Consider the following 18544-nt stretch of genomic DNA (forward strand, 5'->3'; position numbering starts at 1 on the left):
TAGAAGTGCTCAAGGTAATTACTTTGGGTTCTTCTACGTTTCTTTTAATAAAGTATTAATAAATATTAAGATGATTATTTTATCCGTTGTATTAATGTAAAAATTCGGTAAAATAAGGTATTAGACATCAATAAATAAGAAGGTATTTAAATTGAATTATATGATTATCGCAATATTTGCCTTTTTTGGCGGAATAAGTCGATATTTACTAGGGTTAACCATTGTTAAACCAGATGGCTTTCCACTTGGGACACTTATGATTAATTTAGTTGGCTGCTTTATTTTGGCGTTCTTGGTTCAATATATTGAAACGACTGAGAAAGTGCCGGCATGGCTAACATTGGGAATGAAAACTGGCTTTATTGGTGCTTTTACGACTTTTTCAACCTATAGTTTAGAAGCGGTAACGTTAATTGAAACGCAACAATGGACTTATGCAGTTATTTATATCGTGGTTACGATTGTTGGTGGCCTTTCCTTAACGCTACTGGGTTATTTACTTGGAAATCGAGTTGGTGATTGGCGAATGGAGCGTGAACACTCATGATGATTTTATTAGTCGGATTGGGAGCTGCAGTCGGAGCTATGCTCAGATATGGCTTAACTAATCTTAGCAATCAATTGTTAACTGATAAATTTCCGGTTGGGACTTTGTCCATTAATTTAATAGGGTGTTTAATTTTAGGTATTTTAACAGGACTTAATTTATCCAATCCAATGTTAGTTTTACTTGGGACAGGAACAATGGGCGGTTTTACGACTTTTTCAACTTATAATTTTGAATTGATTAAGTTAATTCAAAGTAAAAAAGTTTCATTCTTTATGATTTATTTATTAGTTAGTTATATTATTGGTGGCTTGATGACTTTTTTAGGATTAGTTATTGGGCGCCAAATTGGTGGCTAAATGACGGTATTCAATCGTAATGTATGATACGATAGTAAAGATAGGAGTGTGAATAATGAAAATTGCTGTATTAACAGATAGTTCGGCATATCTCGCAGATGAGATTGTTGAACGATTGGATATTAAAGTCGTCAATAACCCAGTCTTATTTGGTAATCATGTGTATCATGAAAATGCGGATTTAACAGCGGCTCAATTTTATCAACTATTAAAAACAGAAGACGTTCTTCCAACAACTTCCCAAGTATCAATGGGTGAAATGGAAGAACGATTTGATGCACTTGCTGCTGAAGGTTATACTGATGTGATTTGTATTCACTTATCATCAGGTATTAGTGGATTGGTTGGAAATCTTGAGGCTTTTGCGCCATCTGTTTCTTCTATCAATGTGCATGTCTTTGATTCAAAGATTGATTGTGCAGGGATGGGGAACATGGTTCAATTAGCTGCCACAATGGTTAAAAAAAATAAAGATGTTACAGAAATAGTTGAAAAATTAAGCGAGTTGAGAGAAACAACACGCGTACTTTTTGTTGTCGATGATTTAAATCATTTAATGAGAACGGGTCGTCTATCAAATCGTTCAGGATTTGTTGGTAATTTATTGAAAATCAAACCAATTTTAACTTTTGATAAAGAAGGCAAAATTGTTGCTATTGGTAAAGAACGCAAAATGAAAAATGCGTACGCAGAAATTAAATCACAATTTGAAGAAACGACTCAGTCACTTGATTATCCAGTTCGTATTGATTTAATTGATGCGAATAATCCAGATCTTCAAGCTGAATGGGGACAAGATTTGAGAGATAGTTTTCCTAATATGCATTTTGAATCAGGTTATATCGGACCTTTGGTGGGTGTTCATACCGGTGAAAAATGTTTAGGCTTAATCTGGTCGAGAGATTGGGAAAGTTTAATAGATTAAATAGAAGGCTCTATAGTTATTAGCTGAATAAAATTTAATAGTTATAAAAGGCACGACAACTTATTTTTTAATAGTTGTCGTGCCTTTTATTTGGTTATTTATATGTTTGAATTAGGGTACGTAGTTCAGTCTGAGCAGCAGCATCTTTAGAAACAAAAAAATCTTGATCAGGTCCGTTATCGTAATCAGTACCATCGGTATCTAATTCAGCAAAACCGTCTTCGGGGTTAACATCTGTGCCACTACCAGTTGTTAATTGGTAGACGACACCGTTATCAGCTAACAGGTATTTACTGACAGGTTTGTCAAAGTTCACATTAAGTGAATAGTCATCATCGCTGTCCAAGGAGCTATCAATTCCAGTTGTTTTATCATTAGCTGTGTAAAACATAACACCACCAATGGCATGGATTTTGAATGAGTTTGCGCCAGGATTATCATTATTTTGGACTTGAACTTTTCCGTCTGGCGTATTAGCGTACCAATCTCCTGAATCATCGGCACCATCACTAAAGTAATGCTCACTTACAGCCATATTACCAATGATAGCTTGTCTGCCAGCCCAAGTTAAGAAGTCAGTTGAAATCTCAGATTTGTCATTGGCATTTAAAGCATTAGACGAGGTTGGGGATTTTATGGTGTTATCGGTTTGAGAATCTGAATGAGAACTATCAGCTGAAGAACTTGCAGCATCTTTAGCATCTTGATTAGCTTTTTTTAAAGAATTACTTGTTTCTTTAGCAATTTTTAAAGCGATACTTGTTGCTTTAGAGCTAGCGGCATCCTGTGAGGATTGTTCAGCACGTTTATGTGACGCACGACTACCAGCAGAAAAAGAGATGGCGCCAATTATTATAATAATCAAAATAGTACTTATTATAATAATGGCCTGCTTGTTTCTTTTTATTTTATTATTATGATGATCTTGACGAGTTGGCATGAGTGATAGTGCTCCTTCATTATTAATTGAGTGTTTGGGCATTAATAAAAACAGTATAATCTTAACTAATCCAACTTGCATTATATATTTTTTGTGGCTTGTATGCAAAAGGTTCTGATAATCGTCAAAAATAATTCATATTTATTAGTTATGCTTAATGATAGAGATTAAGCGAATATAGAGGGAATGAATATGAATTTTTTTAAACGAGCTTTATTAAATATTAAAGCTAAAAAAGGAAGATCATTTTTACTTGTTTTAGTCATGTCGACTATTATGTTATTCATGTTAATAGGATTAATTATTCAAAATGCGGCAATAACTGCGGCGAATGATGCCAAGAAGAGCGTAGGTGCAACAGTAACGTTGACAGCTAATCAGGAGAAGGCTGTCAGCAAAAAGAAAACCTTTGGTTCAAAAAAATCGAAGACAATAGCTAACTTATCAGGGGTCAAGATGACAACGGCTAAAAAAATTGGTGCATTAAGTAACGTGAAGAGTTATAGAATTATGACATCAGTAATAGCTGATACTGATTCATTTGAGACAGTACCTTCAAATCAAGGTACGAATGATAAAAAAATGAAGTCATCTGTGACAACAGGTCATATAATGATTTCTGGTGTGAGCGAAACAACTAGTCTATTAAGTTCTAGCGGTGCCAAAATTACGGAAGGTCGTGGTCTGACAGCAAGTGATTTAAACACTAAGAATGTTGTGATTGAATCGGAACTTGCTTCAATTAACCACATTTCAGTGGGGAATACAATTAAACTAAAATCAACTGGTGGTAAAATGTACAAGGTTAAAGTTGTGGGTATTTATAAAGCTAGTTCAAATAGTATTGGTAAAAATGCATCTAATACAATTTATACAGCTTATACATTTGCTAATACGGTAAAAGGTAGCAAATATAAAGGGACTGCTGATTCAATTATTTATACATTGAACAATCCGGCTGAATTGGCAGTATTTACAAAAAAAGCTAAGAAACTCATTAATCCAGCTCAATTTTCACTATCAACGGATGATAGGAATTACCAATCAATGTTGATACCATTGAATAATATTAAACGATTTGCACAAAAAATTATTTTGTTAGTGGTCATTTCAGGAACTATTATTCTTTCTTTAATGATTATTCTAATGATTAGGGAACGGCGTTATGAAATTGGTATTTTATTAGCATTAGGAGAAAAATGGTGGAAAATTATCGCACAATTCTTTGTTGAAATGGTTATGATTTTAATTGTATCGTTAGCTGTTGCGGGTATTGGTGGTAGAGTTATCGGCAATGTCGTTGGAAATCAGTTAATAAACCAACAAACGGCAGCAACTACATTAACAACTTCAAGTGATATACAAGGTGGTGCGCAAAGTGATTTGGCAGATCAATCAGCAATAACGGCAAGCCAATCAGTAAAATTGAATCGCTTAAATACGACAATTAAGGTAAAAGACTTGGTAGTATTAGGCGGAATGGGTCTTACAATTATCTTGGTGTCGATTATTTTGGCATCACTTAGTATGTTACGATTTGAACTCAATAAACGCTTGAATTCATAAATTAATGGAAAGGACTGATTATATGATTGAAATGAAAAATGTTGCTTATTGGTATGAAAATAAGGATAACGCACTATTTTCAAATGTTAATTTAACTTTTGAAAATAGTAAATCGTACGCTATTGTCGGCAGTAGTGGTTCAGGTAAAACAACCTTTCTCTCGTTAATTGCGGGATTAGATAAACCTAAGGCTGGAGAAATTTCATATGAAGGTAAAGCTATTAATAAAATTGGGCTAACACATTATCGAAATAAAGATGTTTCAATTATTTTTCAATCATATAATTTGTTTACCTATATGTCAGCGCTTGAAAATGTGATGACAACAATGGCTATCACTGGTGCAACACATGCAGGTGATAAGGAATATGTCTTTGAAATGTTGAAAAAAGTTGGTGTTGATGAAGAGATGGCTAAGAAAAACGTCCAACATCTTTCTGGTGGGCAACAACAGTGTGTCACTGTTATCAGAACGGTATGTTGTGACGCACGACTCATTGTCGCTGATGAACCAACGAGTAATTTGGATGAAGCCAATACAAAAATAATCATTGGGTTACTGCAAGGCTTAGCTAAATCACAAGGTAAATGTGTGATTATTGTCACTCATGAACCGGATGTTGCTAGCATGTGTGATCGGCAATATGTGTTGAGAAATCATGAATTTAAATTGAAACAAGCATCATGTTAAAAGCAAGTGGTACACTTAACTTAAAGAATAATTGAATGGTCGGAGGGTTAAAATGAAACTAGTGAGTGCAATAGATTCGTTTAAAGGAAGTGCAACATCAAAAGAATTGAATGAAGTCGTTATTAATCATTTATTAGAGTTGAAATTAATAGATGAAGGAATTTCAGTTCCAATCGCGGATGGCGGTGAAGGCAGTATGGCTGCTATCTTTGAAGCTTGTGGCGGTGTATGGCAATCTGTTAAAACAGTTGATTTATTGGCACGACCAATGACAGCAGATTACTTAATGACCATTATTAATGGTGAGAAAACAGCTGTCATTGAATCAGCTTCAGTTATTGGACTAGATTTTATTGAACCTAGCGAAAAAACAGTTGAACAAAGTAGTAGTTTTGGATTAGGGGCAATGTTAAAAGATGCGCTTCAACAAGGCGTAGCCAAAGTGATTATGACACTCGGTGGGAGTGGCACCTCTGACGGTGGATTGGGGTTGTTGCAGGCTTTTGGTGTGCAGGTGACAGATGATGAAGCGCAATTGATTATCACAGGAAACCCGCTAGTCAGGGTTTCAAAAATGGTGTTTCCAGACCAATTGAAAAATAGTATGGCAGATGTTGAGCTAATTATTGCAGCAGATGTGACTAATCCTTTTTATGGTGAAACCGGTGCTGTTGCAGTTTTTGGTAAACAAAAAGGCGCTTCAAAGATGCAGATTAAAGAATTGGATAATCAGGCGAAAAAAGTTTCTGAGATGATTGAAAAAAATACTGAAATCAATCTTCAAATGCAACCAGGATCTGGCGCAGCTGGCGGTATTGGTGGCGCATTAATGGTATTGGGTGGGCATATGGCAGCGGGTTTCCCTCTGATTAGCCAAGCTGTTGCGTTGGAAAATAAAATTGAGACAGCTGATTTAGTGATTACTGGTGAAGGTAGTTTAGATAGTCAATCTGCCCAAGGAAAAGTACCATTCGGTGTGGCGATGCTTGGTAAAAAATATCATGTTCCAGTTGTTGGGTTATCAGGCAGAAGAAGTGCAGATATAGGAAAGATGGCAGATTTATTGGCAGGTGCATTTTCCATTCAACTTAGGCCAATTGCGCTGGAAAAAGCAATAGAAAAAACGACAACCTTACAACAAGTAGCATTAACTAGTGAATCGGTCGTGAGATTGTTTAAAGCAGGTAATGTGAAATGATAGAGTTATCATGAAAATGAAATTTGGGATGACACTGGTTTAGCTGACTAGGCAAGTAAGAACTGCTCAAAAATGATAGTTTTCAAAGCGCAATTATTTATTGCATGCATTAGTATAAAAACTGTTTTAATCACGATGTTCAATAGTAGTATATATTTTATAAAAAATAAGCTAACTCTCAAATTAAAAATGAGGATTAGCTTATTTTTATAGAAATGAACTAACTATTATTTAGGGCAGACAATTCTCACTACGTAGGGTAGATGAATGATTAACGTAGTTGCTTTTTATCGTTGAAAAATTGTTTATAAGATAAATAACAAACATTAATCGATGAAATACTTGTGGCTGAAAGGAGCATAAAGGTGACCATGATTTGGTATTTAATGGCGAATACAGGATCAACACCGGCGAAGATTAAACCGGACATCATACCAGGTAAACTGACAATTCCCACTGTTTTAGCTGAATCAATAGTAGGTGACATACCTGTTTTGATACTTTCTCGGATAATTGGGTAGGATGCTTGTTTTAAATCTGCACCCAGTGCTAATTTTTCTAAAATTTGCTGACGTTGATCACGAAAGCTACTATTGAGATTTCGGTAACAGAGCCCAATGGCAACCATTGAATTGCTGGCAATCATTCCAGTGATAGGGATGATTTGTGAAGGGATAAATTTTAAGGTCCCTGCTAGTAATAAAAGGCCAAGTGTTACGGAAGTACTACAAAAAATGGAAATAAATGAAATACGAAAACTGTGCGGAATTCCCGCACTTTTTTTGTGCGCACTATAAGCGGCATTAAAGAAAACAATGAACATCATGACTAATGTCAAAATAATATTATTAATATTGAAGACATATTTTAAGATATAGCCAACAATGACTAATTGAATGATTGCACGAATAACACTATAAATAATGTCTTTTGCCAAACCTAATTTCTCTTTATAAACGATTCCAAGAGAGACTAAAACAAGTGAGAAGGCGAAGAAAAGCGAAAGGTTATTAACGGCTAAATTACTCATGAGTGACCTCCGTCATTTGACCGTTAACAATTTCAATTAATTGATCGGCCATTTTTATTTCACTATCATCATGTGTGACAGCGATGATTGTAATTTTATTTGAGTCATTCAAATGATTAATGAGTGTGTGGATGATTTTTTTACTTTCAGAATCTAAAGCACTTGTAATTTCATCGAGTAGGAGGACTTTAGGCAAAAAGATTAAATTACGAATGAGAGCGACACGCTGCTTTTCACCGCCAGATAATTCATTAATTGATTTACTAAGATAGTGACTGGGTAAACCTACTGATTCAAGTGAAACAATAGCATGTGCTTCATCAAAATTTTGTTTGCGAATGATATAAGGAAATTCAAGATTGTCTTTGACTGTTTCACCAAATAAAACGGGCGTTTGGAAACAATAAGAGACGACCCGGCGATAGTTAATTGGATCATAACTATCAATTGACTGATTATTAAATTGGATGTCGCCTGAAGTTCTTGAAATTAACCCCGCAATTAATTTCAAAATAGTGCTTTTACCACTTCCAGATGGACCTGTGATTGTTAAAAAGTCCCCTGAATTTACCTTGAAGGAAATATGTTTCAAAAGTGAGTGATTATTAATTTCTAGTGAAATATCTTGTAAATTGATAATGGGTTGCATAACGTCCCGCCACCTTTCTATGACTCCAGATTATCATGTTCAGACCGGATAGTCTAGATAAGGTAAATTAGAAAATAGGAAATTTTATATGATAATTGTTCTTACGGAAATCTTGATGTTAATTAGGAATAAAAGCCAACATGTTAGGAATATAATAGTTAAAAATTATTTTTAAACCTTCATTATGATGTGAGGAGGTATAAAAATGAAAAAAACAGTAAAATTTTATTTTAATCAAATTGGAATTTTAAAGATATGTGTTAGTGTGGTCGTTATATTTTTAATAGCGACTTTAATTTCAATTATTATCTTGCATGGATTATCTAAGGATCAAAAAGTATTCGAAATGTTACCAGTGGCATTTAAGTATCAAGCTAAGTCAATGCAGTTTTGTATTGTTTTTTATTGTTTTGAAGGACTGTTCTTAAGAGCTAGTATTTTATTTTTACAAGGCTTTTTGGCTTTTCAAGTAGTTGCCAATACGATTGAAATTCGTCAAATTTTAACTTACCCGCTTACTAGAACAGGGTATTATTTTGGTAGGTTACTGATAGTTTGCATTATTTCTGGAATTATATTAATTCCTTTACATGGTATCAGTTTTGGGTTGTTAGTATTATTTTTTGGTAAGCATTTATCAGTAGTATTTTTAAGCTTTCTTATAGAAGATTTTTTATTAGATTTTCTATTTATACTAGTTGGGGTAATTCCTTGTATCGTTGCAATTTATCAACCTAAAGTAGCATATGTGATTAGTTCATCTATTTTAATGATTATCACTTTATGTAATGCTACCATTGCAAGTTTTAGGTCACAGAGTATATCTATACCATTAATCATGTTTATGGTAATTATTGTGGCTGGCATTATTGGTATATGGGTTTCATTACGTCGGTTTAAGCAAATTGATATTTAAAAAGGAGGAATTATCTTGCAAGAAGTGGGGAAAATTTTAGAAGTTAATCAATTAGATAAAAGTTTCAATCATGATCAAGTTTTAAGTGGAATTAGTTTTAAATTTTATTCGGGAAAAATTTATGGACTTTTAGGCCAAAATGGCTCTGGTAAAACAACGTTAATGAAATGTATTCTAGGTTTAAATCATAGTGATTCAGGCAGCATAATTTTTGATGGTTTCGATATTATAAATGGGCAGAATGAAATGAAACGTTCTGGAATTGGAAGTTTAATTGAATATCCATCCTTTAGTAATGAAATGACAGTGAAGAAAGTTCTTCATAATCAGTTAATAATGATGAATGTGGAAGTTGATCATAACTATTTGAAGCGCGTCATAACATCTTTAAAATTAGAGACTAAACTAAATGTAAAAGTAAAAAAGTTATCATTAGGTTGGAAACAAAAATTAGGCATTGCTAGGTCAGTTTATAATTATCCAAAACTTTTAATATTAGATGAGCCATTAAATGGGCTGGATCCAATTGCGGTGCAACAGGTAGAAATCCTGATTAAAGAGTTAGCTAATGAAGGAACATGTGTCATTATAGCGAGCCATATTCTCGATGAATTACAATATATCTGTGATGAAATGTATTTAATTAAAGATACTAATATGACGTATGTTGATAAAGAAAAGTTTAATAATGGAGATATTAAGCAATTCTATCTAAGTCAATTTGAATGAGATGAGGGACAGGCATGCTGAAAATAGATAAATCTTTAATGCAGGTTAATTCGTTATTCAAGGTTACATTTTTAGTTAATTTAATTGCACCAATCAACAATATTGCATTTGCATTTTCAATTAAATTACTGATTGACGATGGGATTAGTAAAAATTTTGAACGCCTATACGCTCACTTGATACAGAGTATTATTGTGATTGGTTCTTTTGTTATATTTAATTATCTTGGGAAATTATTAATGAGTATGTACGCAGAAAGTCAGATAAAAAGATATCGATTATATTTAATGGCAAATATTATTAATAAACCATATATGCAATTTACTAAGATAAATTCAAGTGACTATCAACATGTTCTGTTGAATGAAACGAAGCAAATTAGTGATGACTATATTAAAGGATTTTTTAAAATCGAAAAAAATATTGTCCTAGTTATATATTCTTTATTAGGTATGTTTATTGGCAATTTTATTTTAGCTACGGGTATACTACTTGCAACATTAATACCAATTATACTCAGCGGCATATTCACGAAAAAGACTGAACGTCAAAAACAGGTGTTGGTCAATAATGAGAAGTTATATTCAAATAAAATTAAGGAAATTATAGCAGGTTATTTAACTATTAAGAACTATCAGGTCGAGAATATTATTGTTAAATCGTATGAAAAATATTTAAAAAAATATACCGCAATTCAAATGAATTTGAATCGAACTGAAAACATAACAACGACGATTTCTGAATTATCTGGACTGATTGTCTTTCTGGTAGCATTTGGTGGAGGGATGATGATGACAGCCAAAGGGTATACAACAGTAGGTAGTGTTACAGCAATTGTTCAGTTGGTCAATTTTGTGGTGATGCCAATTAATGAATTGGGACTGTTATTTTCAAGATTTAACGGATCTATGATATTACAGAAAAATATAACAAAGATACTTTCAATGAACAATGAAGTTATTGAAACAAGAGAAGGAAGCTTAACAAAAAAAATTCAATTTATGCATGTTGATTTTAACTACCCTAGTAATGATAAAAAAGTATTATCTGATTTAGTGGTTAATTTTGAAGTGGGTAAGAAATACGCTATTGTGGGCAAATCGGGTAGTGGTAAAACAACTATTTTTAATTTATTGTTGAAATTTTTTAATCTTAGTGCAGGTAAAATCATGATTGATGATAATAATTTGAATGAATTATCTACGAAATGGTGGTACTCAAAGTTTGCAATCGTACAACAGAATGTGTTTATTTTTAATGATACGGTAAAATATAATATTACGATAGGGAGAAGTTTTGTAGAGGCGGAAATTATATTAGCTATGGAAAAAGCGGGACTAACGGATTTTCTTGAAAAAATTGATTATAATTTAGATTATGGATGTGGTGAAGAGGGTAAAAATTTATCTGGTGGTCAAAAACAACGTATTGCCATTGCCCGTGCATTTTTACAAAATAAGTCATTAATCTTATTTGATGAAGCAACATCCGCATTAGATGATAGGACGAGTGCTGATATTGAGGATAAATTGTTAGCAGATCCTAATATAACTTTGATTGCAATAACGCATAAAAAGATGGATAGTTTAAATGAAAAATATGATTCAATTTTAAAACTTGAAAATGGTAAATTTATTTAGAATAAACACTTTGTAATGACAGTGAGAAGTATTGCTGAAACAAAGTGTTTTTGTATATTTATAGTTAGATTGTATTTCGTTATTAAATTACCATAACTTCGTAGTAAAATATAATTATTAGGGGGATTTATGAAAGAAATTATAATAGTTGGGGTACAATTTTTGATTTTACAAATATTTAATGTAATTGTTTTCAAGCGTTTTTTAAATCAATCAAAGTTAATAAAGTTAATTTTGTTGATGCCATTATTGATGGTTGGTAATGCAATATTTTCAGAAATATCAACTACTTTTTCAAGTCTCTTTTTTTCGGCAATGTTAGTTGAAATTAATTTGGTGATTTTTAAAAAAAGATATTTGCAAATTCTTTATCCAATGTTATTTTTACCTTGTAGTTTGATTGTTTTTCTTATTGTGAATGACGTGTTTCCGAAAATGGTTAATGATACAAACTATACGGGATTATTTCATATTTTTTCGTTCATATTAGGTGGCATTATTTCGATGTTGATTCAAAATCAAATTATGCAAAATTTTTCTGATTTAATATCACAAAAGAGATTAAATAGAATCTTGTTAATAGGTTATATTGCAATTTTAATGGTTTTGATTATGACGACTTTTCAAGCTGAATTTAAAAGAGATTCGAATATTAATAATTCAATTTTAGAAGCTTTTTTTATAGCTGTCTTATTGTTAGTTATTTTAATTTTAATTATTTATTTTTTGAGAGAAGTCCAGAAAAATAGAAATGAAAATGATAAAAAGCAGATAGAACAACTTGAAAAATATACCGAAACATTAGAACATAATTATAAAGAACTACGTAAAATTAAACATAATTACATTAATATAATAACTTCTTCGTTACTTTATATTGAAGAACAAGATTTAGTGGGGCTTGAAAAGTATTATAAAGAAGCTCTTAAAATAACGAATAAATCCTTTAAATATGATGAACTTCGAATAAATGATTTACAAAATATTGATTCATCTGCGTTGAAAGGGATTTTGGCGTATAAATTAATAGCAGCTTATCAGCGCGCACTAAAAATACATTTTGAATGTCTAGAGCCTATACATATTAAACATATCTCTAGTGTGAAAATTGTCGAAATTATTGGTATCTTAATGGATAATGCTATGGAATATATTGAAAAAAATGATGGAAAAATTGATGTTCTGGTAACGACAGAAGAGGCATATGAATCAATTCTTATTCGTAATAGCTTGAGAAGTGACAATCAAATAAATATTGATTGTATATTTCGTAGTGGGTATACAACAAAAGAAAATCATGATGGGATTGGGTTAAATACGTTGAGGGAAATCGTTTCTGAAGAAGACAATATTGAAGTTTTAAGTACCGTAGATTATGGGTTCTTTTCTCAGGAAGTTATTATTTCAAAAATTTATTAATGACAAGGAGTCTAATTGTATGGATGTTCTAATTTGTGAAGATAATATTGAACAGTTGTACAGATTAAAAAAAATTATTGAAGATTTTGGAAAGACTGACAACCTAAATATCAATGTTTTGATTGCAAGTACAAAATCTGAAGATATTATTCGTATGATAGATAATAAGCAGTATACGGTTGGCGCATTATTTATATTAGATATATATTTAGACAAAAGTAATATTAATGGATTTGAATTAGCACAAAGGATTAGAAAACAAGATTGGGTATCTTCGATTGTCTTTTCAACAACCCATTCAGAAATGACATATATGACTTTTTTATATAAAGTTGAAGCCTTAGATTATGTGCTGAAGGATGAAACTGATACTTATCAAGAGAGAATTATTGAGTGTGTTAAGATAGCATATTTGAAAAAAAGCCTGGCTAATGAACGCGCTGTGACCAAAGAACCATTTTTTTACTTCAAGGTAGGACCAAAAAGAATTAGAATCTATGAAAATGATTTTGTGTATGCGGAAACATCAGAAAATAAACATCGTGTTATAATTCATACGGTGAATCAACAATTAGAAGTTTATAGTACTTTAAATGAACTGAAATTGAAGTCATCTAAAATAATTAGATGTCATAATTCATATGTTGTAAATAGGGATAAAATAAAGTTACTAGATCTTAATGAAATGAAAGTTCTTTTGAATGACGGGCAGTTTTGTTATATATCAAGAAAGTATGTTGCCAAATTAAAAACAATATTGGAAGAAAATGATGAATCTGTCTTACATAGAAATTTTTGAAGAGTTGTTTCAGTCTTTTTATCAAGGTATAAAAATAGATGTCTCTCAAAAATCATATTGATTTTTGAGAGACATCTATTTATTTAGTAAAGTTATTTTTGATAACTAATTAATTCAATCTTGTGGTTATCAGGATCTAAAATTGTAATTGATTGAGCGTTCTTTACATCTGATTTTTCAACAGGGCCATTAAGGATTGTCACAAAATAATTTTTTAAATGATTTTCTAGGGCAGACATCGAATCACTGACTACAAAACTGAGCGCCATTGGAATAATCGTTTCTGATAGCTCAAAAATGATTTTTTGATGGCCAAAATGGACCGTTGGAAGGTCGCTATGCTCAATCACTGTCATATCGAAAACTTCATGATAAAAGCGCAAACTTCTTTGAATATTAGAAACAGGAATTGTAATTGCTTCAAAACGCTTAACTTTCATAAGATAAGAAACCTTCTTTATTGTTTTTTGATTTGTTTATTAAAGAAACTGAATAGAAATGCGGTACTTATAATGACAACGATAAATTCTGTGACAGGTAATGCTATCCAAACGCCTGTTAAATTGAAGAAGTGAGCAAAAATGAATAACAAACCAAGTAACAGCACGTAACCACGAAGAATAGCAAGAGATAGTGCATGCTTAGGTTCTTCGATTGCTGCGAAAAACATGCCGAAGACAATATTGAGAGAAGAGCCAAATAAACTTAAGAAGTAAATTGGAATGCCAATCTCAGCGTAATGAATAAGGGCTTGGTTATTACTGTTATTGAATAAGGCAATAATGGGGCCTTTTTCAAATGTTAGTGCGAGATATAAAATGGTTCCGATAATGAAACTGACAATTAAGCCAAAACGTAAAATTTGTTTAACCGCAGTCCAATTTTGGATACCAAATTCACGACTTAATAAGGGCTGGATTCCTTGAGAAACACCATTGAAAAGGGATAAGGCCACTAAGATAATATTTGCGATAATCCCATAGGCAGCGACAGCCGTGTTTCCAGCTAAACTTAAAATAACGAGGTTGAAAGCAAAAATGCTGACCCCTGTACTCATTTCAGTGAGAAAGACGGGGAATCCAAGTTGAACAACTCTTTTTATGGTTTTAAAATGGATCGATGTTCGTTGAAGCGTTAAGAGTCGATCTTCTTTCTTACGGTGGAAGGTTAATATGGTTAACCCAACAACTGGAGAAAGGGCGGTTGCGATTGAAGCACCAATCATTCCGAGATGTAATGGGTACATAAGAATATAATCAAAAATGATATTGAACAAACTTGAAATTAACATTGCTACCATGGATAATTGTGGATTATTATCGTTTCGAATGAAACTTAAAACGAGATAATTACATGCAAAGAATGGTGCGGCTAGTAAAATGTAAGTCAGATATTCAGCAGCTAATTTGTAGGTTCCAGCATTTGCTCCTAAAAAATGTAGCAGTGGATTCATAAATAAAAAGCCTAGAACTGAGAATGCTAATCCAAAAATAAAACCAACAAGTAAAACTTGAGTCAAAATTTTTTGACTTGCTTCACGATCTTTAATTTTTAAAATAGAAAATAAAGTTGCGCCACCAATTCCGAGCAGTAAACCAACACCATTTAATAAATTAAATAGTGGTAAGACAATGTTTAAGGCTGCTAATCCAGTTGTTCCAACTGCATTAGCGATAAAATAAGTATCTGCTAAAAGATAAACAGATAGGCCTAAAGTACTTAAAACGTTCCGTGAAACGTACCCTGCAAGTTCGTGACGGATTGAAACGGTTTGATTAGTCAATTCGTGCTCCTTATTAATACCTATTTTTTAAATGACTAATAAAAAAATAGGTATCAACATCCTTCATTGAAAAATGGCCTCTTGGATGTGATAACTATTATTTTTGTAAAACCCGGCGATTTTACTCTGCTTTAACTTTCTTTATTTTAGCAATTTACATTAAAAATAGCTAGGATTAACCATTAAGGAGTAGTGGAAAATAGGTGACTGAACAACATTGATTAAAAGTCGGTAGGGGACTGTCTTATGTTATAATTGTAAAGGATACTTAATGGACAACGACTAGAAAGAAGGTTTAACAGTGGCAACAACATTGCGATTAGCACCACTATTTACCAATCATATGGTAATGCAACAGGACCAAACAACACGATTCTTTGGTTATACAGAACCTGATCAAGAAGTGACCGTAACCATTTCAATGGGCGGCAGTGAAGACACGATTGAAACAGGAATTGCTGATGAAGATGGCTATTTTTTAATTGAAAGTACATCATTTTTAGCACCTACAATTGTGACCGTTTCAGTTAAATCAGGAACAGATGAAATTATTTTACGTGATGTCCAATTTGGAGATGTTTTCTTAATTGCGGGACAATCAAATGCTAGTTTCAAAATGGCTCAAGATGATGAATTTGATCATAATAAAACGATGCCGATGATGAATCTGCGTTTTGTTAATATGCCAGAAGTACAAACAACAGAAGAAAATTCTTGGCAAATTGTTGATGAAGAAAATATTGGCGATGTAACTGCTATGGGTTATTATATTGCTAAAAAAATTCGTCAATATGATGAATATACACCAATTGGTATCGTATTATGTGCCAAAGGCGGAACGGCAGCAGCAAGTTGGGTTTCAGAAAAAACGTTAATGCATGATGAAACTTTGAAAGCAGCCTACGTTGATACGAAAATCCCTAAAATTGTTGATACTGCTAACTTATTTGAATCAATGCTCAAAAATGTTGGTCCATATCGTTTTAAAATGATGACTTGGTATCAAGGTGAATCTGATGCTGATATCGATACAAAACATTACGGATTGTTGTTGAAAAAATTAATTCGTGAGTGGCGTAAAACGTTAAAACAAAATAAATTACCAACTTACATTATTCAATTACCTCAATATAATGGTAAAGTTGCTGATTCTTGGGCTGAAATTCGTGAAGCACAACAACAATTTGCATCAACTGAAAACCGAGTTTATTTGGTAACAGCCATGGACCAAGGCTCTGCAGATAATATTCATCCAAGTAGTAAACGAGAATTAGGGTATCGAATTGTTGAATTGTATTCAAATGAAGGTAAATTTGAAGATATGCAGACAAGTCCACAGTTATCTGAAATCTCCGCAGATGTGAAACAAATGCGCTTGAATTTTTCAAATTGTGAACAACTTGAAACAATTTATCCGATTGATTTAAAATGGATCATGCCAGGGAACGTCTTAAAACCTGCTGTGATTGATTTGGGCACCAATGATATTAAAATTAAGCTTGAAGAAGAATCATTAGGTTTGCAATATGCATATGCTAATGTGACTTCAGCAGGACTTTGGAATGAGAATCATGTTCCAATTAGCCCATTTAGAATTTATTTTGATTAAATGTAATAAGTATTAATAATAAAGAAGACCTTACAGACTGAATTTAACCTGTAAGGTCTTCTTTATTATTTTGACCATTAAAATGCTATTATTCAATTAAAAAGGCAATTGATTGATAGGGGGCTAGTTCCATAGTTGTCGTCAATTTAGCATCTGTTGGATAATTATTAATAAGAGTTGATACATTTCCAATAAATGCGGGCAATGTGATGGTTGTCGTTGTACCATAGAAATTATTTAAAACAATTAAACGCTGTTTTTCCAGTGTTCGTTGATAAGCAAATACGTGATTATCAGCCATTAAAAGGGATTGATAGTCGCCAATTGAAATAATTGGATAGGTTTTACGTAATTTAATAAGTTTTTGATAATAATCAAAAATTTCTCCGTGAGCTAATTCATTTTTAATATTGATAGTTGCCTGATTCGTGGGCATTAACCAAGGCGTATGCTTTGAAAATCCTGCATATTTAGTCTGATCCCATTGCATGGGTGTCCGACTATTATCACGTGATTTTGCTTGAATAATTTGTAAAGCATCAGCTTGACTATGTCCCAGTGCTAATAATTCAGTATAGGCATTTTTAGTTTCAATATCGTTATAATCAGATAAATTTTGATATTGTGGATTACTCATCCCAATTTCTTCACCCATATAAATAAATGGTGTCCCGCGTAATAAATGCATAGTTGTTGCTAACATTTCGGCAGATTTTTCGCGATAATGAACGGGGTCGCCAAAACGATTAATTGCACGAGGTTGATCATGATTATTCCAAAAAAGGGCATTCCAACCATGGCCTGTGGTCATACCTAATTGCCAATCATTTAAAATGTTTTTTAAACTCATGAAATCAAAAGGCATCGTAGACCATTTGTTTCCTTGATCGTAGTCAACTTTTAAATGATGGAAAGTAAAGACCATTGATAGTTCATTATTTTTTGCTAAAGTATATGCAGTACAATTGTCGATAGAAGTGGAAGACATTTCACCAACAGTTATTGCGTCAGCATCTTGTCCAAAGCTGGTTTGATTCAGTTCTTGCAAGTATTGATGCACTATTTTTTTATCTGTATATAAAAATTTGCTGTCACTGTCGGCGGGAGCGTCAACTAAATGAACATCTTTACCGATGACATTAATGACATCGAATCGAAATCCTTTAACGCCCTTATCACGCCAAAAATTGATAATTTTAGCCATTTCTTTTCTAACTGCTGGATTATGCCAATCTAAATCTGCCTGAGTTGGATCGTATAGATGGAGATAATACTTACCTGTGTTTCCAAAAGGTTCCCATGCGGGTCCACCAAATTTTGAATCCCAATTAGTAGGTAGAGAGCCATCTGGTTTAGCATCACGAATATAGTAGTAAGCCATGTATTTTGAATCGCCATTTAGGGCTTTTTGGAACCATTCGTGTTCGGTTGATGTATGATTGAAAACCATATCAAGCATGACATCGATATCGACAGATTTAAGTTTAGCGATAAGTTCTTCAAAGTCAGTCATAGTTCCAAAGTGAGAATCAATACGATAGTAATCGGAAATATCGTAGCCATTATCATTTTGTGGTGAAATAAAAAAAGGATTAAACCAAATCATATCAATATTGAGTTGTTTCAAATAAGGGATTTTCGCGATGATACCTTGTAAATCGCCTAGTCCATCATTATTACTATCGTAAAATGATTTCGGGTAAATTTGGTAAATGATTTTATCTTCAAACTTCATAATTTTTCT

At 32.6% G+C, this 18544-nt stretch carries 18 protein-coding genes; 12 read left to right on the top strand and 6 right to left on the bottom strand.

Annotation, left to right across the window (positions count from 1 at the left end; translation table 11 throughout):
• Nucleotides 1-160 precede the first annotated feature (160 nt).
• From crcB (ACVPPR_RS01260) to ACVPPR_RS01270, 3 genes are read left to right on the top strand one after another with little or no spacing between them, the layout of a single operon-like run.
• Nucleotides 161-547: a fluoride efflux transporter CrcB gene (gene crcB, locus ACVPPR_RS01260; protein ID WP_462304782.1), complete on the top strand. Its 387-nt coding sequence runs from the start codon at nucleotides 161-163 to the stop codon at nucleotides 545-547.
• Nucleotides 544-906, top strand: a complete 363-nt coding sequence (crcB, locus tag ACVPPR_RS01265; RefSeq protein WP_462304417.1) for a fluoride efflux transporter CrcB — start codon at nucleotides 544-546, stop codon at nucleotides 904-906. The genes crcB (ACVPPR_RS01260) and crcB (ACVPPR_RS01265) overlap by 4 nt, the downstream gene beginning before the upstream one ends.
• A 55-nt stretch (nucleotides 907-961) precedes the next feature.
• Complete coding sequence (locus ACVPPR_RS01270; protein WP_462304418.1) at nucleotides 962-1831, top strand: DegV family protein; 870 nt, start codon at nucleotides 962-964, stop codon at nucleotides 1829-1831.
• A 94-nt stretch (nucleotides 1832-1925) separates the two neighbouring features.
• Here the strand turns inward: ACVPPR_RS01270 and ACVPPR_RS01275 are convergent, their stop codons facing one another.
• Nucleotides 1926-2771, bottom strand: coding sequence for a hypothetical protein (locus ACVPPR_RS01275; protein WP_462304419.1), 846 nt, complete (start codon nucleotides 2769-2771; stop codon nucleotides 1926-1928).
• A 192-nt stretch (nucleotides 2772-2963) separates the two neighbouring features.
• Here ACVPPR_RS01275 and ACVPPR_RS01280 point away from each other — a divergent pair, with 192 nt between their 5' ends.
• From ACVPPR_RS01280 to ACVPPR_RS01290, 3 genes are read left to right on the top strand one after another with little or no spacing between them, the layout of a single operon-like run.
• Nucleotides 2964-4337 carry an ABC transporter permease gene (locus tag ACVPPR_RS01280; protein ID WP_462304420.1) on the top strand — a complete coding sequence of 458 codons (1374 nt, stop codon included), beginning with the start codon at nucleotides 2964-2966 and terminating at the stop codon, nucleotides 4335-4337.
• A gap of 22 nt (nucleotides 4338-4359) precedes the next feature.
• Nucleotides 4360-5028: an ABC transporter ATP-binding protein gene (locus ACVPPR_RS01285; protein ID WP_462304421.1), complete on the top strand. Its 669-nt coding sequence runs from the start codon at nucleotides 4360-4362 to the stop codon at nucleotides 5026-5028.
• A gap of 52 nt (nucleotides 5029-5080) precedes the next feature.
• Nucleotides 5081-6226 carry a glycerate kinase family protein gene (locus ACVPPR_RS01290; protein WP_462304422.1) on the top strand — a complete coding sequence of 382 codons (1146 nt, stop codon included), beginning with the start codon at nucleotides 5081-5083 and terminating at the stop codon, nucleotides 6224-6226.
• Between the two features lie 271 nt (nucleotides 6227-6497).
• On the opposite strand, the gene ACVPPR_RS01295 is transcribed toward ACVPPR_RS01290, so the two are convergent.
• Complete coding sequence (locus ACVPPR_RS01295) at nucleotides 6498-7256, bottom strand: ABC transporter permease (RefSeq protein ID WP_462304423.1); 759 nt, start codon at nucleotides 7254-7256, stop codon at nucleotides 6498-6500.
• Nucleotides 7249-7905 (bottom strand): ABC transporter ATP-binding protein, encoded by a 657-nt coding sequence (locus tag ACVPPR_RS01300; protein ID WP_462304424.1) that lies wholly within the window; start codon nucleotides 7903-7905, stop codon nucleotides 7249-7251. Before ACVPPR_RS01300 ends, ACVPPR_RS01295 begins: the two co-directional genes overlap by 8 nt.
• Before the next feature lie 205 nt (nucleotides 7906-8110).
• On the opposite strand from ACVPPR_RS01300, the gene ACVPPR_RS01305 reads away from it, so the two are divergent.
• The 5 genes from ACVPPR_RS01305 (at nucleotide 8111) to ACVPPR_RS01325 (ending at nucleotide 13408) form a co-directional block, all read left to right on the top strand.
• A complete protein-coding gene (locus tag ACVPPR_RS01305) occupies nucleotides 8111-8821 on the top strand; it encodes a hypothetical protein (protein ID WP_462304425.1) in 711 nt (236 codons plus the stop codon).
• 24 nt (nucleotides 8822-8845) lie between these two features.
• A complete protein-coding gene (locus ACVPPR_RS01310; RefSeq protein WP_462304783.1) occupies nucleotides 8846-9550 on the top strand; it encodes an ABC transporter ATP-binding protein in 705 nt (234 codons plus the stop codon).
• Between the two features lie 14 nt (nucleotides 9551-9564).
• A complete protein-coding gene (locus ACVPPR_RS01315) occupies nucleotides 9565-11190 on the top strand; it encodes an ABC transporter ATP-binding protein (protein WP_462304426.1) in 1626 nt (541 codons plus the stop codon).
• A 129-nt stretch (nucleotides 11191-11319) separates the two neighbouring features.
• Nucleotides 11320-12609: a GHKL domain-containing protein gene (locus ACVPPR_RS01320; protein ID WP_462304427.1), complete on the top strand. Its 1290-nt coding sequence runs from the start codon at nucleotides 11320-11322 to the stop codon at nucleotides 12607-12609.
• A gap of 19 nt (nucleotides 12610-12628) precedes the next feature.
• The gene (locus ACVPPR_RS01325) at nucleotides 12629-13408 is read left to right on the top strand and encodes a LytR/AlgR family response regulator transcription factor (protein ID WP_462304428.1); all 780 of its coding nucleotides are present in this window, start codon (nucleotides 12629-12631) and stop codon (nucleotides 13406-13408) included.
• A 92-nt stretch (nucleotides 13409-13500) separates the two neighbouring features.
• On the opposite strand, the gene ACVPPR_RS01330 is transcribed toward ACVPPR_RS01325, so the two are convergent.
• Nucleotides 13501-13848, bottom strand: coding sequence for a VOC family protein (locus ACVPPR_RS01330; RefSeq protein WP_462304429.1), 348 nt, complete (start codon nucleotides 13846-13848; stop codon nucleotides 13501-13503).
• Nucleotides 13849-13865: 17 nt separating this feature from the next.
• Nucleotides 13866-15191 (bottom strand): MATE family efflux transporter, encoded by a 1326-nt coding sequence (locus ACVPPR_RS01335; RefSeq protein ID WP_462304430.1) that lies wholly within the window; start codon nucleotides 15189-15191, stop codon nucleotides 13866-13868.
• A 301-nt stretch (nucleotides 15192-15492) separates the two neighbouring features.
• Between ACVPPR_RS01335 and ACVPPR_RS01340 the strand changes: the two genes are divergently transcribed.
• Nucleotides 15493-16800, top strand: coding sequence for a sialate O-acetylesterase (locus ACVPPR_RS01340; RefSeq protein WP_462304431.1), 1308 nt, complete (start codon nucleotides 15493-15495; stop codon nucleotides 16798-16800).
• An 88-nt stretch (nucleotides 16801-16888) separates the two neighbouring features.
• Here ACVPPR_RS01340 and treC read toward each other — a convergent pair whose 3' ends face one another.
• The gene (gene treC / locus ACVPPR_RS01345) at nucleotides 16889-18535 is read right to left on the bottom strand and encodes an alpha,alpha-phosphotrehalase (RefSeq protein WP_462304432.1); all 1647 of its coding nucleotides are present in this window, start codon (nucleotides 18533-18535) and stop codon (nucleotides 16889-16891) included.
• Between the last annotated feature and the right edge of the window lie 9 nt (nucleotides 18536-18544).

The sequence above is a fragment of the Dellaglioa sp. L3N genome (genome assembly GCF_054941095.1).